The following is a 20,432-nucleotide window of genomic DNA, read 5'->3' as shown; positions in this document are numbered from 1 at the left end:
TATTTTTCATTTTTCCACCTTCGTATCTTTGTCAAGATATTTCCAAACTACTATACGTTTATGTATAAAAACGCTAATTATATCCATGGGAAAAAATTGCACTTAAGATACAGGCGTACATCACTCTTATACTTGGGTGTGGATATTAATTAGCTTAGTTATAAATAAAAATTATAAATATATATAAATATATTATTTAACAGAAAAAACGTGATTTTGTATTATACTTTTAACCTTTGTAATTACTTAATATTTAAACCATGCATAAACTCGCTAATCGACTAGACCACTTTTCTGACTCTGTTATTCGGCGCATGACTAGAATTGCTAATCAATATGACGCCATCAATTTGTCGCAAGGTTTTCCGGATTTTGATCCACCAAGAGAACTGATTGATGCCCTTAAACAAGCGGCGGAGCAGGGACCGCATCAATATGAAATTACATGGGGATCGAAAGAGTTTCGCCAGCTTTTAGCTAACAAACAGCAAAAATTGATGAATATTGACATCAACCCCGATGAAAACGTGCTGGTTACTTGTGGTAGTACCGAGGCAATGATGTGTGCGGTGATGACTATTTGTAACCCTAAAGATAAAGTTATCATCTTTTCGCCATTTTATGAAAATTATGGTGCCGATGCTATTTTGTCGGATGCTACGCCGATTTATGTTCCCCTAATTCCACCAACATTTGAGTTTGATAAACAACAGCTACGGCAAGCTTTTGAACAGGGTGCTAAAGCGCTAATTTTATGTAACCCTAGCAATCCTTGTGGTAAGGTGTTTAGTAAAGCCGAACTTGACTATATTAGCCAACTGGCTATTGAGTTTGATGCTTATGTCATTACTGATGAAGTTTATGAGCATATAGTTTTTGAGCCTTACCAGCACCTTTATTTAGCTAACTTCCCCGGCATGCAATCACGCACTATAACTTGTAGTTCGTTGTCGAAAACCTATTCCATAACTGGTTGGCGTTTGGGTTATATTATTGCCGATAAAGCCATTATTGATGGTTGTAAAATGGTGCATGACTTTTTAACTGTTGGTGCCGCGGCGCCGCTACAAAAAGCAGCTTGCGCCGGGCTGGCTCTCGGTGATGATTATTACCAACAACTTACTGAAACTTATACCGCAAAACGGCAATTATTTTTACAAGGCTTGGATAAGATTGGCTTGCCATATTACGAACCTCAAGGCGCTTATTATGTGTTAGTGGATATTTCTGCCTTTAACCCTTTTGCCACGGATTTTGAGTTTTGTGAATGGTTAATAAAAGAAGTCGGTGTTGCCGCCGTGCCGGGTTCAGCTTTTTTCAAACATCCGGAATATCGCTATATTCGTTTCCATTTTGCTAAACAGCAACAAACGCTAATAGAAGCTTTAGAAAGACTATCCAAATTTAAGGAAAAATTATCATGTTTAAAAAAATAATCGCATTAAGTGTGGCTATTGTAGCCGCTTTTACCTTGTTAACTGGTTGTGACAATGCCAAAAAAGACAACCAAATTATTGTTGGCGTTGCTGCCGGGCCATATGGAGATATGTTTAAACAAGCTATAGCACCAGAATTGACCAAAAAAGGTTATAGTGTTGAAATTCGCGAATTTAGTGATTATGTGCAACCTAATCTTGCATTAGCGAATAAAGAAATTGATGCTAACTTATTCCAACACCTTACCTACCTTAATAATTTTAAACAGGCACGCAATCTAGATATTACTGCAATTGGTTTTGTGCCAACAGCGGGTGCCGGCATTTATTCTAATAAAATTACTGACTTTTCGCAGTTAAAAAGTGGCGATCAAGTTACCATTGCCAATGATGTAACTAACGAAGCCCGCGCATTAAGAATTTTACAAGCTGCAGGTTTGATTAAGTTAGATCCTAATATTGATAAAAATAGTCTTACTCCTAATAACATTGTCGAAAATCCGTATAATTTAAACATCGTACCAATTGAAGCTCCACAAACTCCTCGTTCATTAGACAGTGCGGTATTGTCGGTAGTTAATGGTAATTATGCGATTGGCGCTGGTTTGGATCTGTCTAAAGCCCTGTATACTGAAATTTTAGACAAAGATCATAAAAATGTGATTGCGATTCGTAGCGAATCTAAAGACACGTTAGGTAAAGATATTATTGATGTGCTTAAATCACCTGAATTTTCACAAGTGATTGAAGACAAGAATGGTATTTTTTATACCTTTCAAAAACCGGATTATCAATTATTTTAAATTATGCAAAATAACTCCCTTATTCAAGTAAAAAATGTATCGGTGCGGTTTGAATCGAAAGATCATGTTATTGAAGCGGTCAAAAATGTGTCATTTGATGTCAGTAAAGGTGAAATTTTTGGCATTATAGGTTCTAGTGGCGCCGGTAAAAGTACTTTGGTAAGAACGCTAAATCGCCTGGCCGATCCTTCGTCCGGGCAAGTTATTATTGACGGTACTGACATTAAAACGCTGACTGGCCATCAACTACAGGCCTTTCGGTTCCAAGTCGGTATGATTTTTCAAAATTTCAATCTGGCTTCATCAAAGACTGTATATGAAAATATTGCCTTTGTACTTAAAGCCGCCGGCAAAAAAGGTGATGCTGTTAAAAATAGAGTTCAAGAGTTGCTAACCTTAGTGGACTTGAGCGATAAAGCCAATGCCTATCCAGCCGAGCTTAGTGGTGGGCAAAAGCAACGCGTCGGCATTGCCCGCGCGTTAGCCAATGAGGCTAAAATATTGCTGTGTGATGAAGCGACTAGCGCCCTTGATCCAACTACGACCACAGCGATTTTAGAGTTACTTAAGCAGCTTAATCAAGAATTTGGTTTGACTATTGTCCTGATCACCCACGAAATCGATGTAGTTAAAAAAATCTGCCATCGCGTAGCGGTGATGTCGCAAGGCGAAATAGTGGAAATTAATAACACTTTCAACCTATTTGCGCGACCTATACAGTCATTTACCCAAAATTTCCTTAATGTTGATGAAAATACCAATCTACCTGAAGTTATTAAACAAAATGCTCAAGGCAAATTAGTGCGTTTGCGTTATGTTAATGAAAACGCGACCCAGCCGATTTTGTACCAAGCGGCAATGGAAACCAAGGTTGCTTTCAACATTTTGCATGGTTTCATTGAGTATTTTAATGAACAAGCACTAGGCAATTTAGTGATCGAACTCATTGGTGAACCTGAGAATATCCTTAATCTAATTGCCAAATTACAACATCAAGGTGTGATTATTGAGGACATAAATTAATGGTAAAACTGACAATTGCTGAAATGACACAAATGTTATGGCAAGCCGCTTACGAAACTTTCATCATGGTTAGCTGGTCTTTATTAGCTGGGATCATATTTGGTACCCTGATTGGGCTATTACTGTTTTTAATGTCTAGTCCATTCTTCTTTAAAAATACTGTGATTAATAGCATTGCCAATTTTATTATCAATGCTACGCGGTCGATTCCATTTTTGATCCTTATGGTTACTGTATTACCTTTAGGCGCGTTATTTGTGGGTACCACCGTAGGGCCGAAAGCAGTGATCTTTCCATTAGCTTTAGCGGCAATCGCGTTTTATGCCAGATTGGCTGAAAATGCCTTTAGCCAAATCGATAAAGGCGTAATAGAAGCCGCCGTAGCGAGTGGGGCATCTCATATTCGTATTATAGGGGGCATATTATTTCCAGAAGCACTGGCACAATTAATTCGTCATGCCACTGTGACCACAATCTCTTTGATTAGCTTTAGCTCCATGGCAGGGGTAGTTGGTGGCGGTGGAATTGGTGATTTAGCAATCCGTTATGGTTATCAACGTTATGTCACGGAAATTCTGGTTTTATGTATTGTCATTCTTATTATGGTGGTAATGTTAATCCAATATTTAGGAGATAAATTAGCTAACCATTTTGATAGAAGCTATAAATAGTCGGTAACACAACATGAACACAATTACAGATATTATTACCAGTATTATTAATGATGATAAACGGGTTATTGGGCAAAATGATATTCCACAATTACACCTTAGTGATGGTTTAAAACTAAAATATGGGCAAGCCAATGTATTAGTCTACCCAAAAACCACTCAAGAAGTGGCGCAAATTGCCCAATATGCTAATAAAAATGGTATCAACATTACTACTCGTGGCGCCGGCACTAATTTAGTCGGTTCCACCATTCCGGATAGTGGCATCATTATTGATTTATCTTTGATGAACAAGATTATTGAGTTGGATAAAGACACCTTTACCATTACTGTGCAACCAGGGGTGTTATTGCAGGATTTACAACAATTTGTGGAGCAACACGATTTGTTTTATCCTCCTGACCCTGGAGCTAAAAATTCAACCATCGGCGGCAATATTAGCACTAATGCTGGTGGCATGCGGGCGGTGAAATATGGGGTTACCCGTGATTATGTGCAAGCGCTAGAAGTGGTCATGGCGGACGGCAGGGTATTAAATATTGGTAGCAAGAATGTTAAGGATAATACCGGGCTGGCATTAAAGCAGTTGTTTATTGGCAGCGAGGGCACTTTAGGCATTATTACCCAATGTACTTTGAAATTAATTGCTAAGCCGAAAGTGTTTGAAACCTTAATTGTCGGTTTTAATAGCATTGAACAAGCTATTGCCAGTATTACTACCATCTTGCATACTTTAACACCAACGGCACTGGAATTTGTGGAACGCAAAGTTGCCGAATGGGGCGAACGATTTTCGGGTTTTCAATTCCCGCTGCCTGACTCCCACGCTTATTTGATTATTATGTTAGATGGTGCCGATCAGCAAATGATTGCTCAGCAACGCCAGCAATTACTGGCTAATTTAGGCGGTCGTGATTATTTTATAGCGGCAACTGAGCAACAAGCACAGCAAATTTGGAGTGTACGTGGCTCGTTAGTGCGCGCCGTTGAAGCGGTGACCGAACAAGATCCGATTGATACGGTAGTGCCAATTAACCGTATTGCCGATTTTATCAATTATACTAAACAGTTAGAATTAGATACCGGGGTAAGAATGTTAGCCTTTGGTCATGCTGGCGATGGTAATATTCATTTATGTATATTGCGTGATGGTCGTGATGCAAGCCAATGGCATGAAACGCTGGCACTAATTCATCATGCTATTTATCAAAAATGCCATGAATTAGGGGGACTACCTTCAGCCGAACATGGTATTGGTACTGCTAAAGTGCAATATTTTAATGCGGCTATTCCTGAGGCTAATCGGCAGTTGATGCGCTTGATTAAGCAGCAGTTCGATCCTAATAATATCCTTAATAATCAGGTTTATGTAACTCAAAAATAACTGCTGATGTATTTAAGGATGAAACCAACAGCTAACTATTGTTTAGTTAGCTGTGTCTTAAGATTATTCTAACAATTAAGTCCCACTCAATTAGTTACGCTTAGCATTAGCTGCAACAGCAATTGACAAAATACTGAATGATGCGGTTATCAGATGTTAGTTCAGGGTGAAAAGAACATACCAGCACATTATCTTGTTGTGCCATTACACAATGATTGTCGACAAAAGCTAATTGCTTAACTTGATCACCTGCTTTTACAATATAAGGTGCGCGAATAAAAATAGCTGGAATTTGTTTACCGATAGGAGCTATATCAAGAGTTGTTTCAAAGCTATTAATTTGTCGCCCAAAGCCATTGCGCTCTACACTAATGTCGATCAACTTAAGTTGTTCAACCTCATTTTGTGGTGTGGAGGAACCACAAAGCACTAATCCGGCACAAGTGCCGAAAATACCTTTGCCTTGGAGTGCCATTTGTTTGATAACTAGAGTTAGGTTATTTTGGTTAATCAAGCGACTGATGGCTGTAGATTCACCACCCGGGATCACTAAACCATCTAAGTCTGCCAATTGCACCGCATCTTTAACCGCAACGGCGAGCACATTAGCAATATTGGTGAGCGCATTAAGGTGCTCACTTACAGCTCCTTGCAGATTTAAAACCCCTATTTTTTTTGTGGTTTTATGCTGAGATAATTGTGCCATTACCAACCCCGATCTTGCATTCTTTCAGATGCTGCTAATTGGCTAATTTCAATCCCTTTCATAGCATCACCTAATCCTTTAGAAAGCTCAGCTAAACGTGGATAATCATCAAAATAAGTGGTGGCTTGTACAATCGCTTTGGCAAATTTTTCTGGTTGTTGCGATTTAAAAATACCTGACCCTACAAACACACCATCAGCGCCAAGTTGCATCATCAATGCGGCATCAGCTGGAGTAGCCACACCACCAGCAGCAAAGTTCACCACCGGTAATTTACCTAGCTGTTTGACCTGTAATACTAATTCGTATGGAGCACCTATTTCTTTTGCTAATGTCATAAGTTCATCATTAGATTTACTGGTTACCAAGCGAATTTGTTCATTTACTTTGCGCATATGGCGCACTGCTTCAACAATGTTACCAGTGCCGGGTTCACCTTTAGTGCGTAGCATTGAGGCGCCTTCACCAATCCGACGTAAAGCTTCGCCTAGATCTCGACAACCACATACAAATGGCACTACGAATTCGTTTTTAAGTAAGTGGTATTGGTCGTCAGCAGGGGTTAATACTTCACTTTCATCAATATAATCAACGCCCATAGCTTCTAAAATACGCGCTTCGACGATGTGCCCAATTCGCGCCTTGGCCATAACCGGAATAGTGACAGCTTGCATGACTTGTTCAACAATTGAAGGATCAGCCATTCTGGCAACGCCACCGGCAGCACGAATGTCAGCAGGCACACGTTCTAATGCCATCACCGCTACGGCTCCTGCTTGTTCGGCAATTTTAGCTTGCTCTGCATTAATCACATCCATAATCACTCCACCTTTTTGCATTTGTGCCATACCGCGTTTAACCGTTTGTGTACCTGTAACTTGATTCATTTTTCACTCCTAATTAATTATTGTTAGTGTTTCCGAGGGTTATTATTCAAAAATAAATTACAGCAATAAACAGCCAATTGGACTATAATGTAGCCATCCAATTTTATAAAAACGTAAAGATGTTTCAGGAGTGATATACGTTTTAGTATATATGGTTGTAATTTTTATGTGGAATAGACAAAAATTAATCGCTTTTGATGGAACTCTGTTTGAGAAGTTAATTGCGCTGGTTGAACAGTATATTGAGCAGGGATTGTTAATCTCCGGCGAACGTTTGCCGTCGGAACGGGAACTAGCTAAAAACCTGAACATTAACCGTTCAACAGTGGTGCATGCGCTTGATATATTGACTGAACGTGGCATCTTGCTGCGGCGAGTCGGTAGTGGAACCTTTGTTAATGATAAAAAATGGGGCGTTCAAGCGAGCTCGACCATAAATTGGCGTTTACCGGCGCATTTCTACCAAAATAAGCAATCGCTTTATCAACAAAAAGCCGATCAATTGCGCAATCAAAGTAGTGTAATTTGCGATCTGGCTAATGGTGATTTACCCACCAGTATGATCCCAAAATTACGGTTAGCTAATGTGTCGTCACATGAACTGGTTATGTATGAAAAAAATAGCGATCAGTTACAGCTAGGTTTGCCTGCACTCAAACAACAAATTGTTGATTATATGCAACATAGCTTTAATATGGTGGTTGCTGAAAGTGAAATTCTAATCACTTCAGGAACTCAGCAATCGTTATTTTTGATTACTCAAGGTTTGCTCAAACCCGGTGATCCAATCGGTATTGAATCACCTTCATATTTTTATTCACTGCCTTTATTTCAAGCTTCTGGTTTGCGACTATATGGTATTGAATGTGATGATCAAGGAATTACCTTAGACAGCTTACAAAAAGCAGTGCAACAGCATCAAGTTAAATGGTTATTTTTAAATCCTACTTTTCAAAATCCAACTGGTTCGGTAATGAGTGAGGCACGTAAACAAGCGGTTTTGGCTTTTTGCCGATCACAATGTATTGGTATTGTTGAAGATGACGCTTATAGCGGTTTAGCCTTCGATGCTAATTTAGCCATAACTCCCATTAAAAAATTTGATTATGATAACCAAGTGATTTACTTGGGTTCATTGTCTAAGTACATTGGACGCAATATTCGTGTGGGTTGGATGATTGCCCCGCATAAGGTTATTGAAAATTTAGCTAAAATACGCCAACATATTGATTCGGGCTTAAGTATTTTGCCACAATTATTAGCACAACAATACTTACAAAATCACTATATTAGCCATCAACAATTATTGCGGCAACAATTGCAACTCAAAGCACAGCAATTAATGAGTTGGCTTGATCGTTATTTTCATGATGAAATAAATTATTCTAAACCTTTAGGTGGTTTGCATTTATATGCACATCTGCCCATAACTAGTGTGCAGCAGGAAGCAATATTGTTAAATCAGCTGCTTACCAACAATATCATTGTATCGCAAGGAGCTGATTTTGGAGATAAGCTTGGTAAGATACGCTTAAGTTATGGACATTTCGATCAGAATCTGCTTTTATAGCTGACATTAATTACTTAGGTAACTTGATTAATTATGGAAAATCTTAAAACAACATTATTATCCACCAATAAACTATTGCTGGTTGCAGGTACCGGTTGGCTGTTTGATGCGATGGATGTTGGTTTGCTGTCATTCATTTTAGCGGCATTAAAGCAAGATTGGGGATTGTCACCAGCACAATTAGGTTGGATTGGTAGTGTCAATTCAGTTGGCATGGCCGTTGGTGCCTTTGTGTTTGGTATTTATGCGGATAAAAAAGGCCGTAAATCTGCCTTTTTATTCACTTTATTAATGTTTAGTATTGCTAGCGGTTTAAGTGCTTTTGCTTGGGGACTGAGTAGCCTGTTAATTTTACGATTTTTTATTGGTATGGGCTTAGGTGGCGAACTACCGGTGGCTTCTACATTAGTCAGTGAAAGCGTGGCACCTAATGTGCGTGGGCGTATTGTTGTGCTTCTGGAAAGTTTTTGGGCTGTGGGTTGGGTACTAGCGGCATTGATTGCTTATTTCTTAATACCATTACCAACAGTTGGTTGGCGTGGTGCTATGATTTTATGTGCAATACCGGCATTTTATGCCCTGTATTTACGCTTTAATTTACCGGATTCGCCAACTTACAATCAGCTAAATAGCGTGGCTAAAAAAGAGTCAGTTATAACTAAAATAAATTTGTTATTGTGCCAACAATTTCGCAAACGTACCCTAATGTTATGGATTGTATGGTTTTGTGTAGTCTTTTCTTACTATGGCATGTTTTTATGGTTACCAAGTGTCATGATGATGAAAGGCTTTAATATGGTGAAAAGTTTTGAATATATTTTAATCATGACTATTGCTCAATTACCTGGTTATTTCTCAGTTGCGTGGTTAATTGAACGAGTAGGGCGCAAATGGGTATTAGTTACTTATTTACTAGGTACTTTAGTTAGTGCTTATCTGTTTGGGGTAGCTGAATCAGCCAATCAATTACTGATTTATGGTGCTTTACTGTCATTTTTCAATTTAGGCGCTTGGGGAGCAATGTATGCCTACACCCCTGAACAATATGCCACTAATATCCGGGCGACAGGTTCGGGCATGGCAGCATCAATTGGTCGTATAGGTGGCATTTTAGGACCACTAATGGTTGGATTATTGATGACCAAAAATGTGGCTGTGAGTACAATTTTTGGCTTATTTAGTGTGTCCATTCTGATCGCAATTGCAGCCATTATTGTGTTAGGTAAAGAAACCAAACAAAGCGTATTAAACTAAAAACTGCATTAAAACTTTCCTAGCCTAATATAGATAGGAAAAGTTTAAATTATTATTTAATTTTATTGCTAAGCATTTTCGTTGCGGTGAGTAGATATTGCACAAACTCATTAATTCGTTGTTTAGGCATTTGGAAGCGGACACCAGAAGTACTAATTGCTGCAATAACATTACCATGCTTATCAAACACAGGTGCGGCTAAGCAGGTAACTTCATCAAAATCTTCTGCATCATCAAAAGCCCAACCTTGTTGCCTAACTTTAGCTAGTTCTTGTTTATAAGCTGTTTTGGTAGTTATCGTATTTTGGGTTTTTATGGGTAGATTTTCATCTTGAAACAGATCATCTACTCGCTGTTCGGGTAACCATGCTAATAATACTTTGCCCAATGCCGAACAATGTAATGAAAGTTTTCGACCTAACCAACTTTTAACTTGAATGGCATTGGGGCTTTCTACTTTAGCTAAATATATAGCAAAACTACCATCTAATATACCTAAATGACATGCAAGCTGAGTCTTATCACGTAAAAATGACAATGGCTCAATCGCTAAATCTTTAATATTGAATTGCGCAATAGCTTTATTACCAAACTCATAAAAATTAAGTCCTAAATAGTATTTATTTTCATTCTGCCGTAGTAAACCATTGGCAACCAGACTAGTTAATAACGCCGAGGTTGAGCTTTGTGGTAATGATAATCCTTGGTAAATTTGCGTATAGGTGGCACCTCCATTTTCGGCAATAAAATGAAAAATACGCGTTGCTTTATCTATGGCAGGGGCTTGAGTCACTACTTTCGTTGTCATTTTTTACACCAATATATTGAGATTAATTTAAGTATAAATATCTTTTAGTTAATCAACAATGATAATTTAATCATAATAATTATTAATATTTGATCTGCATCACACATTATGAAAAATAATATTGAGTTATTAGAGAATAAGTCGGATATTGAAATAACAATATTATACTGAAATTAATATCAATATACTGGTGTTAAATTTGTTAAAGGGTTTATTATGAAAAAATCATCAAAATTTTGTGGTGCTATCTGTCCGGCTATAACTCCATTTAATACAAAAAATAAAGTTGATTTTACTGCAATGGAAAAACATTACCGAATGTTAACTGATGCCAAAATCAATGGGATTTTAGTGATGGGAACCATTGGTGAATTTGTGACTTTAAGTGTTAATGAACGCTTAGAAATTATTAAACAAGCGCATCAATTTACCGATTTGCCTTTAATTGTCAATGTTTCGACTACTGTTGTTGATGACATGATCCGTCTGGCTGATGCCGCCTATGATGCAGGCTATCCGGCTGTAATGGCATTACCACATTATTATTTTGCACAAACAGCTAATCAATTATATGAATATTATAAACACTTAGATTCGAAATTTTCAGGGGATTGGTTTATTTATAACTTCCCAGCACGAACTGGTTGCGATGTTGATGCTAAATTAGTAACCAGATTAGCGACTGATTTTCCTAAGTTTATAGGTATTAAAGATACTGTTGATTGTGCCTCTCATACTCGCTCTATAGTATTGGCAACTCAAGCAATTCGTAAGGATTTTTCGGTATTTTCTGGTTTTGATGAATATTTTGTGCCTAATTTGATGAATGGTGGTGCAGGTGTTTTATCTGGATTAAATAATGTTGTTCCTGAACTTTTTGCTAATGTGATGACAGCGTTTAATAAAAACGATTTTAAAGAAGTATCACGCTTACATAAAGAAATTAGTCGTTTATCTAATATTTATAATATTGGTGATGACTTTGTAACCACTATTAAAACTGCGGTTGCCGAAAAATACGGTTATTTAAAACCAAGATCTAGGAATTTTGGTGGCAAATTAAATTCTGAACAAATAAAGAATGTAAAAAAATTATTCAAGTGATAAATAAATTAACTGTGATTTCATAACACTATCTAAATTAGAAAAGATTGATTATCACTAACTGGTTAATAAACATATTTTGCAAATTAAATCTGTACAAGGAGTAATAAAAAATGACATATCGTATGATTTTGAATGAAACCTCTTATTTTGGAGAAGGTTCAATTAAGCATTTAATTGATGAGGTCAAAAAAAGACATTTCAAAAAAGCACTAGTAGTTACCGATAAGGACTTAATTAAATTCAAAGTGGCTACCAAGGTGACAGATTTATTAGATAAAGCAGGATTCAATTATGAAATTTATGATGAAGTCATTCCTAATCCTAGTATAGCTGTGGTGAAAAAAGGGGTTGAAGTCTTTAAAAAATCTGGCGCTGATTATTTAATTGCGATTGGTGGTGGTTCACCGCAAGATACCGCTAAAGCCATCGGTATTATAATTAATAATCCTGAACATGCCGATGTTCGTAGTTTAGAAGGTGCCATACAAACTAAACATCCAAGTGTGCCAATTATAGCAATTCCAACCACAGCAGGTACTGCTGCTGAAGTAACCATTAACTATGTAATTACCGATGAAGAAAATAAACGCAAATTTGTTTGTGTTGATCCTCATGATATTCCAATTGTAGCAATTATCGATTCAGAAATGATGGCTTCAATGCCTGCTAAATTGAAAGCGGCAACTGGTGTAGATGCATTGACACATGCAATTGAAGGCTATATTACTAAAGGTGCTTGGGAACTTTCTGATATGATGCACCTTAAAGCTATTGAAATAATTTCCCGTGCTTTACGAAGTTCTGTTAAAGGAGAGGCTAAAGGTGCAGAGGATATGGCACTTGGTCAATATATTGCAGGTATGGGATTTTCTAATGTAGGCCTTGGTTTAGTGCATGGTATGGCTCACCCATTAGGGGCATTTTATGGTACTCCACATGGGGTTGCTAACGCGGTGTTATTACCACACATTATGGCTTATAATGCTGAATTTACAGGTGATAGATTCCGTGCTATTGCTAAAGCAATGGGTGTTCAGAATACTGAAAAAATGTCTGTAGACGAAGCGCGTAACGCTGCCGTTGAAGCAGTAAAACAGCTTAATAAAGATGTTGGCATCCCACCAACACTTCGTGAAATAGGTGTAGTTGAGTCTGATATTCCTGAACTTGCAAAAGCAGCATTGGCTGATGTATGTACAGGCGGTAACCCACGAGATACTAACCTTAAAGAGATCGAAGCCCTTTATCGTTCTATTTATTAATAATTTTCTATAATCTTAACATCCCATAGTTTTATTTCTATGGGATGTATGCTAGATTTATGCCACTTATATATTTCTATTAGGCAGGTTGATTGTGCAACTTTCAGCTAAGGCTTTTCATTATTTAGGTATAATTGCAACTATTGCGTCTTTAGGCATGTATGTTTCTTATATACCTCAAATATTTGATAATTTACAAGGTTTTAAATCTAATCCAACGCAACCATTAGCGGCTGCATTTAACTGTACACTCTGGGTATGCTATGGATTCTTTCGAGAAAAAAAAGATTTGCCTATTGTGATTGCTAATATACCCGGTGTTATTTGTGCTTTTATAGCATTTTTAACCGCATTATAATTTTTAACTTATTTCATTTATTAAATTTTAGCTATAGGGAGACTAGTTATGGTTTCTCTATAGCTATTTTTCTTTTTATTACCAGCAAATTTTCGCTAATTTAATTCATTTTTACATGATGTTATTCTTGACTTTGCCAATAAAAGCGGATTGAATTCAAGGTGGGTTATTATTTAATCTTCAAAATAAAATGTTAATAATTAAGGTGTTATTGAGTTATCAACAGCTTTGTTAAATACTTATCAAATAGTTCGGTGAATAATTTCTTGTTCACAATAACCAGAAAAATTCAATTTCTAGTTTCTGCCATTGTAATGGACTCGAGAACATATTATAGTAAAAGATATCTTTTTTAATCGATAGCAATTGATTATCGAAAAATTAAGATATTTATTGCGGTTTAAGCCTACTAATACTACCTTACTATAAGTTAAAGAGTTTTTAACTTGTTAATGGTTGAATAAGTAAGTTTACTAATATAAGGAAGGAAATTTATGACCAAAATTAATCTTTCAGATGATTTAATAAAAGACTTTATTTATTCAATGTACCGTAAAGAAGTTTTATTGAATTTAAAAGGTGTAGTTTTAACCGAAGAAGATCGAAACACCTTGCATGAAAAGCGTGATTTTGTGAATAGCCTATCGGCAGAAGATCTTGCAGATATTCGCTCTTGGATATTGAATAAATTGAAATTATTAGAAGATCAGCAAAAATAAAATAAGCTCAATTTTAGCAGATTAGCTTAACAAGATTGTATATGTTTATAGTAAGGTAAATATTTTTTCATCATTAGCTAAAAGTATATAGACAGTTTTACTAATAGTCTTATAATGCTGTTGATATTAACGTCATTTATAAGAAAAGGAAAACGTATGAAAAAGCTAGTCTCTGTTTTATTGTTAAGCCTACCAATGGTTGCCGCTGCTTCAAATTGTGAAGAAATCAGTGGTAATATCGCCGAAAAAATCCAAAATAATGGTGTGCAGTCATCGCTGTTCCAATTAAAGCTTGTTCCTGCCGACCAGTCTCAACAAATTGAAGGTCAAATAGTTGGATCATGTGATCGCGGTCAGCAAAATATTGTTTATGTACGTTTAGATGGTGTATCTACTTCAACTAAAGCAACTAAAAGTAAAGCCGCAACCCCTGCCGAATCAGCGCAGCCAGTGGAACAATCAAAAGCTGAAGAGCCAAAATCGGAAGCACCAGCTGTAGAATCTAATACACAACCGGAAGCTGAATCTACTCCTGCTCCGACGCAAAATTAAGAAGGGTTACTAAAATTAGTCTTACTGATTTAATATGGGTTAATAAACTATAATTACTTATAGTATTTTTAATTATTAATTTTATCCATTGTTAATTTTATCCGGGGTGCCATTGGCTGAGATTATATCCGTTGAACCTGATTTGGTTAATACCGACGAAGGGAGTATAAAATAAACTTGCAGTTATAAGTTTGTGGCTACTCCTTTTTTACTATAGAGGAGCATTTATGCCCGCATTTCATCATTTAATCGAATCCTGCCAAGTCGATTGGGATAATTATATTCAACATGATTTTATTCAACAATTAGCTAAAGGTATATTAGATAAATCCTGTTTTCAACACTATCTAAAACAAGACTACCTTTTTTTAATTCAATTTTCACGAGCTTGGGGATTAGCTATTTATAAAAGCCGTAATTTTTTTGAGATCCGCCAAACATTAGTTAGCTTAAAAACAATTGTCGAAGTTGAACTTGATTTGCATATTAAGTATTGCCAACAATGGGATATAACTGAACATGAACTGATTACACTCCCTGAAGCTACAGCGAATATGGCTTACACCCGTTATGTGTTAGATATAGGTCAACAAGGTGGATTATTAGATTTACATATAGCTTTAGCTCCTTGTCTAATCGGCTATGGCATGATAGTTGATTGGGTTAAACAACAAACTTGGTATCGACAACATAACAATCCTTATCAAAGTTGGATTGAAATGTATGCTACTAAAGAATTTAAACAAACTATGCAACAAGAAATAGATTGGCTTAATCAACATTTAGAAACTATTGATCATCGACGTTTTCAGCAATTAAGTACAATTTTTCGCAATGCAACTAAGCTTGAGATTGGTTTTTGGCAAATGGGACTAGATAAAAGTTATTAATTACTAGCAAGTTAATCTTTCCCATAACTAAAATAATGGGAAAGATTGATTGGATAACTTAATTACAATAAATTATGATAATTGTGCTTGATTGAATCATCCCAAACACTTGCTTGTACTTGGCCAATATGCTGTTGTTGTAACAATAACATGGTTAGACGTGATTGGCCAATGCCCCCACCAATAGTCTGCAACAGTTCACCATTGATTAATGCTTGATGCCAAGCAAATTGTAAGCGAGCTTCATCGTTAGTAATTTTTAGTTGGCGTTTTAATGTTTCTGGATCAACGCGGATCCCCATAGAAGAAATTTCGAATGCACTATTTAACACTGGATTCCAAACAAGAATATCACCATTTAATCCCTGTGATCCTAATTCGTTATCGCTACTCCAATCATCATAATCTGGTGCGCGAACATCATGTTTTTCATTATTAGATAATTTGCCACCAATGCCAATTAAAAATACAGCACCTAACTCTTTAGTAATCGCATTTTCACGTTCTTTCGGTGACAAGTCAGGATAACGTTTTAATAGTTGTTCACTATCCATAAAAGTAATTGTTTCTGGTAAAAAACGAGGTAAATGGTATCTTTCTGATACTGCTTTTTCGGTAGTTTTAATAGCTGAATAGATTTTCTCTACGGTTTGTTTTAAGTAAGTTAAGTTGCGATCTTGTGGGCGCATCACTTTTTCCCAATCCCATTGATCCACATAAACGGAATGAATAGGTGATAGTTGATCTTCGTCAGGGCGCAGCGCCTTCATATTAGTATACAGCCCTTCACCGACAGCAAAATGATGATCACTTAAGATTTTACGTTTCCATTTAGCCAGTGAATGCACCACTTCAAATTGGGCATTAGGAATGGCTTTCACTTTAACTTGAACTGCCTTCTCAGTTCCAGATAAATTATCTTGAATACCATCGCCAACTTGGCTTAATAATGGTGCTTGTACTTCAATTAGTGATAAATTTTCAGCTAATTGCTCGGCAAAAAAATGTTTTACAAAACTAATTCGTTGTTGTTGTTCTTTGAATGATATAGACATATTGACTCTTTAAATAATTATTAACAGACGTTTGCTAAAGTAAACTAGAATATAAAAATATGCAAGCTAGTAATAACTTCTCTTTTAATGAGAATTTTTTAAAACAATTTTGAAGGTAGTTTTCGGATGCTTCAATATGTTATATGCAATTTGTAGCTGTTTATTAAGTATATAAAACCAATGTTGGTTAATAATCAGTTGCATTATTTTCTTCAAAAGCTATCATATTCCCTTGATTTATTTCTAAATGGGGCCTCAAATGATCAAATCTTTTTTTTCATTAATATTAACTAGTGTTTTATTATTATCAACGTTCTTATCTTATGCTGATGAACCGACTTATGTTGTTGGTGCTGGAGGCACCTACCGACCATTTGAATATGAAAATAGTGATAAGCAGCTAGAAGGTTTCGATATTGATCTGATTAAAGCGATAGCACAGGCTGAAAATTTTAAAATCAAATTAATTAATACACCATGGGAAGGTATTTTTGCAACTTTGGATAATGGTGAACGCGATATTATTATTTCAGGAATTACTATTACTGATAAACGTAAAAAATCTGTAGATTTTTCTTTACCTTATTTCCCTGCTGAGCAAGTTATTGTCACGCAGAAAGATTCCAAAATAGCAGCTATAACTGATTTAAGTGATAAGACTGTTGGTGTGGTAAATGGTAGTACTGCTGATGTGGTTGTTTCAAAGGTTTTAGGTAAAAATAGTACGTCCATTAAACGTTTTGATAATACGCCACTGTTGTTGCAAGAATTATATGAAGAAGGTATCAATGCAGCAGTAGGTGACGTTGGGGTAGTAAAATTTTATATTAAAATGCATCCAGGTAAAGAGTTTAGTTTAGTTTCGGATAATAATTTTGAGTCGCAATATTTTGGTATTGCGGTTGCTAAAGGAAACGACAAACTACGTAATATTATTAATTCCGGACTAAGAAAAGTTATTGAGAATGGTACCTATGCGAAGATCTATACCAAGTGGTTTGATAGTAGTGTTCCTTCTTTACCGTTAGAATCTAAAGAGTAACTTGGATAACTCATGGCATTTAATTGGGATATTATTTCTGAGTACATGCCCCTGTTTATAGAAGGGGCTAGGATGACGATTCAATGTACAATATTTTGTGTCATCTTTGGTACATTATGGGGGTTGATGTTAGGGATCGGACGAACCGCTTATGCCAAATATGGTTTTTGGAAATATGCGCTTTATTTTTGTGTCCAGTGGCCAGTCAAAATTTATGTAAGCGCTTTTCGTGGCACACCGTTATTTGTACAAATTATGGTGGTTCATTTTGTTTTAATGCCATTTTTAATTAATCCACGTGATGGGATGTTAGTATCTGATAATTTTATTTCTGTTGAAACGGCTCGCTTATTACGTTCTCAATATGGGGCATTTATTTCTTGCGTAACTGCAATTACATTGAATGCCGGAGCTTATATTTCGGAAATTTTTAGAGCGGGGATTCAATCAATTGATAAAGGGCAAATGGAAGCTGCGCGTTCATTAGGAATGAGTTATGGCAGTACTATGCGAAAGGTCATATTACCGCAAGCATTTCGACGTATGCTTCCACCTTTAGGTAATAATGCAATTGCTATTTTAAAAGATTCGTCATTAGGAGCAGCAATTGGTCTTGCTGATCTTGCTTTTGCTGCTAGAACATCTGGTGCCGCTTATGGTTCTTATACTGAACCTTATCTAGTTATTTCTTTGATTTACTGGATAATGACATCCTTACTATCTCTCTTGGTTAGATACTTAGAAAAAAGGTTAGGTAAAAGTGATTCACATTAAAGATCTACAAAAGCAATTTGGTGATATCCATGTGTTACGTGGTATTTCGTGTGATATTCAAGAACAAGAAGTCATTTCAGTCATAGGTCCATCTGGTTCAGGTAAAAGTACATTTTTACGTTGCATTAATGGACTAGAAGATATTACTTCAGGAGAGATTGAAGTTAATGGTTTTAAAGTTCACGATCCTAAAACCAATATTAACCAATTACGTGAATCTGTGGGAATGGTGTTTCAGCGTTTTAACCTTTTTCCACATATGACCGTACTTGAAAATCTAATTTTAGCTCCAAGAGATGTAAAAAAAATGGCGAAAGACCAAGCCATTACTAAAGCTGAGCAGTTGTTAACAAAAGTAGGGATGATTGATAAGATTGATGTTTATCCAAGTCAACTGTCCGGTGGTCAACAGCAACGTGTTGCTATCGCAAGGGCGTTAATGATGGATCCAACCGTTATGTTATTTGATGAACCGACTTCGGCACTTGATCCTGAATTAGTTGGTGAAGTGCTGGCAGTAATGAAATCCCTTGCACAAGAGGGGATGACGATGATTGTTGTCACTCATGAAATGGGTTTTGCTCGAGAGATGTCTGATCGGGTTATTTTTATTGATCAAGGTATTATTCAAGAACAAGGTTCACCTGAACAGATATTTAATAATCCTCAAAACGAACGAACACAGTTATTTTTAAGTAAAGTGTTGTCGTGTTAAAAATGTAATATAGCTTAATGTTGATATTGTTAGATTGATGTTACTACTTACTTAAATTGATTGCGCTATAAAAAAACCGTTCAATTTAGAACGGTTTTTATTTTTTAGCTATTTTAAGGAGTCATTAATTTATGCTTTGTATTTTTTCATCACAATTGAAGCATTTGTTCCACCAAAGCCGAAACTATTTGACATAACAGTAGTCAATTCGCGTTGGGTAGGTTCAGTAATAATATTCATACCAACAGCTGCTTCATCAAGTTCATCAATGTTAATACTTGGTGTAATAAAGCCATGTTCTAACATTAATAGTGAATAGATTAACTCTTGTGCACCCGTGGCACTTAATGAGTGACCTGTCATTGATTTGGTTGATGAGATAGCTGGGATATTGTCACCAAAAACTTGTTTAATGGCCCATAACTCCTTAACATCTCCCACAGGAGTTGATGTTCCATGAGTATTGATATAATCAACGGGCACATCTAAGTCTTGAATAGCAAGTTGCATACAACGCATTGCTCCTTCACCAGATGGGGCAACCATATCATAACCATCAGATGTGGCTCCATAACCAACTAATTCTCCATAAATATGAGCACCACGTGCCAGTGCATGTTCTAACTCTTCTACTACGACCATACCAGCACCACCAGCGATAACAAAACCATCACGATTGGCATCATAAGCTCGAGATGCTTTTTCTGGCGTGTCATTATATTTGGTTGATAATGCTCCCATGGCATCAAATTCACACGACATTTCCCAACAAAGTTCTTCACCACCGCCAGCAAAAACCACATCTTGTTTACCTAACTGAATTAGCTCAGCTGCGTGACCAATACAATGAACAGAGGTTGCGCATGCAGACGTCATTGAATAGCTAATACCTTTAATTTTAAATGGTGTAGCTAAACAAGCAGAGATTGCTGAAGACATTGATTTAGTTACTGCATAAGGACCAACACCACGTAAACCTTTCTCTTTCATACCTGCAACAACAGCATATTGAGTTTTAGTTGAACCGCCATAACCAGCGATTAAACCGGTGCGTGGATTAGATACTTGTTCAGGAGTTAACTTAGAATCTTCGATTGCTTGCTGTAAAGCTAAATAACCATAAATAGAAGCATCATTCATAAAGCGTACAACTTTACGATCAATTAGCCCAGTGGTATCTAATTTTACATTACCACACACATGGCTACGCATCCCGCTATCTTTCATTTCTTGTGAAAAAGTAATTCCACTACGACCTATTTTTAGCGATTCTAACACTTCCTTAGTGTTATTGCCGATGCTTGACAGAATCCCTAAACCTGTGATTACAACACGTTTCATTTAATGACCTACTCCTAAGTTATCTGGCTTTATATGAAAATTGTTGAGATTATAGCTTACACTTGTAAGCTGAAC

At 36.5% G+C, this 20,432-nt stretch carries 21 protein-coding genes and 1 riboswitch; of the genes, 16 read left to right on the top strand and 5 right to left on the bottom strand.

The window, feature by feature from the left end; genetic code table 11:
• Positions 1 to 260 precede the first annotated feature (260 nt).
• From A9G12_RS07390 to A9G12_RS07370, 5 genes are read left to right on the top strand one after another with little or no spacing between them, the layout of a single operon-like run.
• A complete protein-coding gene (locus A9G12_RS07390) occupies positions 261 to 1,436 on the top strand; it encodes a pyridoxal phosphate-dependent aminotransferase (protein ID WP_065565207.1) in 1,176 nt (391 codons plus the stop codon).
• Positions 1,421 to 2,239 carry a MetQ/NlpA family ABC transporter substrate-binding protein gene (locus A9G12_RS07385; RefSeq protein ID WP_065565206.1) on the top strand — a complete coding sequence of 273 codons (819 nt, stop codon included), beginning with the start codon at positions 1,421 to 1,423 and terminating at the stop codon, positions 2,237 to 2,239. Before A9G12_RS07390 ends, A9G12_RS07385 begins: the two co-directional genes overlap by 16 nt.
• Positions 2,240 to 2,242: 3 nt before the next feature.
• Positions 2,243 to 3,262: a methionine ABC transporter ATP-binding protein gene (locus A9G12_RS07380; RefSeq protein WP_065565205.1), complete on the top strand. Its 1,020-nt coding sequence runs from the start codon at positions 2,243 to 2,245 to the stop codon at positions 3,260 to 3,262.
• Entirely contained in the window at positions 3,262 to 3,933 is a 672-nt protein-coding gene (locus A9G12_RS07375; protein ID WP_218056602.1) for a methionine ABC transporter permease, read from the top strand. The genes A9G12_RS07380 and A9G12_RS07375 overlap by 1 nt, the downstream gene beginning before the upstream one ends.
• A 13-nt stretch (positions 3,934 to 3,946) precedes the next feature.
• Positions 3,947 to 5,317, top strand: a complete 1,371-nt coding sequence (locus A9G12_RS07370; protein ID WP_065565204.1) for an FAD-binding oxidoreductase — start codon at positions 3,947 to 3,949, stop codon at positions 5,315 to 5,317.
• 106 nt (positions 5,318 to 5,423) lie between these two features.
• Here the strand turns inward: A9G12_RS07370 and pdxT are convergent, their stop codons facing one another.
• Both pdxT and pdxS read right to left on the bottom strand, forming a co-directional pair.
• Positions 5,424 to 6,023 carry a pyridoxal 5'-phosphate synthase glutaminase subunit PdxT gene (gene pdxT / locus A9G12_RS07365; protein WP_065565203.1) on the bottom strand — a complete coding sequence of 200 codons (600 nt, stop codon included), beginning with the start codon at positions 6,021 to 6,023 and terminating at the stop codon, positions 5,424 to 5,426.
• Entirely contained in the window at positions 6,023 to 6,910 is an 888-nt protein-coding gene (gene pdxS, locus A9G12_RS07360) for a pyridoxal 5'-phosphate synthase lyase subunit PdxS (RefSeq protein ID WP_065565202.1), read from the bottom strand. The genes pdxT and pdxS overlap by 1 nt, the downstream gene beginning before the upstream one ends.
• Positions 6,911 to 7,076: 166 nt before the next feature.
• On the opposite strand from pdxS, the gene A9G12_RS07355 reads away from it, so the two are divergent.
• Both A9G12_RS07355 and A9G12_RS07350 read left to right on the top strand, forming a co-directional pair.
• Complete coding sequence (locus tag A9G12_RS07355; protein WP_065565597.1) at positions 7,077 to 8,480, top strand: aminotransferase-like domain-containing protein; 1,404 nt, start codon at positions 7,077 to 7,079, stop codon at positions 8,478 to 8,480.
• A gap of 33 nt (positions 8,481 to 8,513) precedes the next feature.
• Positions 8,514 to 9,734, top strand: a complete 1,221-nt coding sequence (locus A9G12_RS07350; protein ID WP_065565201.1) for an MFS transporter — start codon at positions 8,514 to 8,516, stop codon at positions 9,732 to 9,734.
• Positions 9,735 to 9,786: 52 nt separating this feature from the next.
• Here the strand turns inward: A9G12_RS07350 and A9G12_RS07345 are convergent, their stop codons facing one another.
• Positions 9,787 to 10,542, bottom strand: coding sequence for an IclR family transcriptional regulator (locus A9G12_RS07345; protein ID WP_065565200.1), 756 nt, complete (start codon positions 10,540 to 10,542; stop codon positions 9,787 to 9,789).
• Between the two features lie 216 nt (positions 10,543 to 10,758).
• Between A9G12_RS07345 and A9G12_RS07340 the strand changes: the two genes are divergently transcribed.
• The 6 genes from A9G12_RS07340 (at position 10,759) to tenA (ending at position 15,430) form a co-directional block, all read left to right on the top strand.
• Positions 10,759 to 11,646 carry a dihydrodipicolinate synthase family protein gene (locus tag A9G12_RS07340; protein WP_065565199.1) on the top strand — a complete coding sequence of 296 codons (888 nt, stop codon included), beginning with the start codon at positions 10,759 to 10,761 and terminating at the stop codon, positions 11,644 to 11,646.
• A 113-nt stretch (positions 11,647 to 11,759) separates the two neighbouring features.
• Positions 11,760 to 12,911, top strand: a complete 1,152-nt coding sequence (gene fucO / locus A9G12_RS07335; RefSeq protein ID WP_065565198.1) for a lactaldehyde reductase — start codon at positions 11,760 to 11,762, stop codon at positions 12,909 to 12,911.
• A gap of 94 nt (positions 12,912 to 13,005) precedes the next feature.
• Positions 13,006 to 13,269: an SWEET family sugar transporter gene (locus tag A9G12_RS07330; protein WP_255306600.1), complete on the top strand. Its 264-nt coding sequence runs from the start codon at positions 13,006 to 13,008 to the stop codon at positions 13,267 to 13,269.
• Between the two features lie 494 nt (positions 13,270 to 13,763).
• Entirely contained in the window at positions 13,764 to 13,988 is a 225-nt protein-coding gene (locus A9G12_RS07325) for a hypothetical protein (RefSeq protein WP_065565197.1), read from the top strand.
• A gap of 156 nt (positions 13,989 to 14,144) precedes the next feature.
• Positions 14,145 to 14,540: a DUF1161 domain-containing protein gene (locus A9G12_RS07320; RefSeq protein ID WP_065565196.1), complete on the top strand. Its 396-nt coding sequence runs from the start codon at positions 14,145 to 14,147 to the stop codon at positions 14,538 to 14,540.
• Between the two features lie 92 nt (positions 14,541 to 14,632).
• A riboswitch (TPP riboswitch) is annotated at positions 14,633 to 14,722 on the top strand.
• Between the two features lie 45 nt (positions 14,723 to 14,767).
• On the top strand, positions 14,768 to 15,430 hold the full coding sequence (tenA, locus tag A9G12_RS07315; protein WP_065565195.1) for a thiaminase II: 663 nt from the start codon (positions 14,768 to 14,770) through the stop codon (positions 15,428 to 15,430).
• Positions 15,431 to 15,492: 62 nt separating this feature from the next.
• Here tenA and asnA read toward each other — a convergent pair whose 3' ends face one another.
• Positions 15,493 to 16,485, bottom strand: coding sequence for an aspartate--ammonia ligase (asnA, locus tag A9G12_RS07310; RefSeq protein ID WP_065565194.1), 993 nt, complete (start codon positions 16,483 to 16,485; stop codon positions 15,493 to 15,495).
• A gap of 259 nt (positions 16,486 to 16,744) precedes the next feature.
• Between asnA and A9G12_RS07305 the strand changes: the two genes are divergently transcribed.
• Genes A9G12_RS07305 through A9G12_RS07295 form a run of 3 tightly spaced genes read left to right on the top strand, consistent with a single transcriptional unit; the run spans position 16,745 to position 19,016 of the window.
• Complete coding sequence (locus A9G12_RS07305) at positions 16,745 to 17,527, top strand: basic amino acid ABC transporter substrate-binding protein (RefSeq protein ID WP_065565193.1); 783 nt, start codon at positions 16,745 to 16,747, stop codon at positions 17,525 to 17,527.
• A 12-nt stretch (positions 17,528 to 17,539) separates the two neighbouring features.
• Positions 17,540 to 18,301 carry an amino acid ABC transporter permease gene (locus tag A9G12_RS07300; protein WP_065565192.1) on the top strand — a complete coding sequence of 254 codons (762 nt, stop codon included), beginning with the start codon at positions 17,540 to 17,542 and terminating at the stop codon, positions 18,299 to 18,301.
• Positions 18,288 to 19,016, top strand: coding sequence for an amino acid ABC transporter ATP-binding protein (locus A9G12_RS07295; RefSeq protein WP_065565191.1), 729 nt, complete (start codon positions 18,288 to 18,290; stop codon positions 19,014 to 19,016). The genes A9G12_RS07300 and A9G12_RS07295 overlap by 14 nt, the downstream gene beginning before the upstream one ends.
• 129 nt (positions 19,017 to 19,145) lie before the next feature.
• Here A9G12_RS07295 and fabB read toward each other — a convergent pair whose 3' ends face one another.
• The gene (fabB, locus tag A9G12_RS07290; protein WP_065565190.1) at positions 19,146 to 20,357 is read right to left on the bottom strand and encodes a beta-ketoacyl-ACP synthase I; all 1,212 of its coding nucleotides are present in this window, start codon (positions 20,355 to 20,357) and stop codon (positions 19,146 to 19,148) included.
• Positions 20,358 to 20,432: the final 75 nt, after the last annotated feature.

The sequence above is a fragment of the Gilliamella sp. wkB112 genome, assembly GCF_001690685.1.
In the GTDB taxonomy this organism is placed as follows: domain Bacteria; phylum Pseudomonadota; class Gammaproteobacteria; order Enterobacterales; family Orbaceae; genus Gilliamella; species Gilliamella apicola_J.
The sequence above is the reverse complement of the archived record's forward strand: the minus strand, read 5'-3'. Positions and strand labels throughout refer to the sequence as shown.

What these genes read in the sequence shown, in the direction of transcription:
- A9G12_RS07390 (WP_065565207.1), top strand. Translation starts at nt 261, where the DNA reads ATGCATAAACTCGCTAATCGACTAGACCACTTTTCTGACTCTGTTATT.
- A9G12_RS07385 (WP_065565206.1), top strand. Translation starts at nt 1,421, where the DNA reads ATGTTTAAAAAAATAATCGCATTAAGTGTGGCTATTGTAGCCGCTTTT.
- A9G12_RS07380 (WP_065565205.1), top strand. Translation starts at nt 2,243, where the DNA reads ATGCAAAATAACTCCCTTATTCAAGTAAAAAATGTATCGGTGCGGTTT.
- A9G12_RS07375 (WP_218056602.1), top strand. Translation starts at nt 3,262, where the DNA reads ATGGTAAAACTGACAATTGCTGAAATGACACAAATGTTATGGCAAGCC.
- A9G12_RS07370 (WP_065565204.1), top strand. Translation starts at nt 3,947, where the DNA reads ATGAACACAATTACAGATATTATTACCAGTATTATTAATGATGATAAA.
- pdxT (WP_065565203.1), bottom strand. Translation starts at nt 6,023, where the DNA reads ATGGCACAATTATCTCAGCATAAAACCACAAAAAAAATAGGGGTTTTA.
- pdxS (WP_065565202.1), bottom strand. Translation starts at nt 6,910, where the DNA reads ATGAATCAAGTTACAGGTACACAAACGGTTAAACGCGGTATGGCACAA.
- A9G12_RS07355 (WP_065565597.1), top strand. Translation starts at nt 7,077, where the DNA reads ATGTGGAATAGACAAAAATTAATCGCTTTTGATGGAACTCTGTTTGAG.
- A9G12_RS07350 (WP_065565201.1), top strand. Translation starts at nt 8,514, where the DNA reads ATGGAAAATCTTAAAACAACATTATTATCCACCAATAAACTATTGCTG.
- A9G12_RS07345 (WP_065565200.1), bottom strand. Translation starts at nt 10,542, where the DNA reads ATGACAACGAAAGTAGTGACTCAAGCCCCTGCCATAGATAAAGCAACG.
- A9G12_RS07340 (WP_065565199.1), top strand. Translation starts at nt 10,759, where the DNA reads ATGAAAAAATCATCAAAATTTTGTGGTGCTATCTGTCCGGCTATAACT.
- fucO (WP_065565198.1), top strand. Translation starts at nt 11,760, where the DNA reads ATGACATATCGTATGATTTTGAATGAAACCTCTTATTTTGGAGAAGGT.
- A9G12_RS07325 (WP_065565197.1), top strand. Translation starts at nt 13,764, where the DNA reads ATGACCAAAATTAATCTTTCAGATGATTTAATAAAAGACTTTATTTAT.
- A9G12_RS07320 (WP_065565196.1), top strand. Translation starts at nt 14,145, where the DNA reads ATGAAAAAGCTAGTCTCTGTTTTATTGTTAAGCCTACCAATGGTTGCC.
- tenA (WP_065565195.1), top strand. Translation starts at nt 14,768, where the DNA reads ATGCCCGCATTTCATCATTTAATCGAATCCTGCCAAGTCGATTGGGAT.
- asnA (WP_065565194.1), bottom strand. Translation starts at nt 16,485, where the DNA reads ATGTCTATATCATTCAAAGAACAACAACAACGAATTAGTTTTGTAAAA.
- A9G12_RS07305 (WP_065565193.1), top strand. Translation starts at nt 16,745, where the DNA reads ATGATCAAATCTTTTTTTTCATTAATATTAACTAGTGTTTTATTATTA.
- A9G12_RS07300 (WP_065565192.1), top strand. Translation starts at nt 17,540, where the DNA reads ATGGCATTTAATTGGGATATTATTTCTGAGTACATGCCCCTGTTTATA.
- fabB (WP_065565190.1), bottom strand. Translation starts at nt 20,357, where the DNA reads ATGAAACGTGTTGTAATCACAGGTTTAGGGATTCTGTCAAGCATCGGC.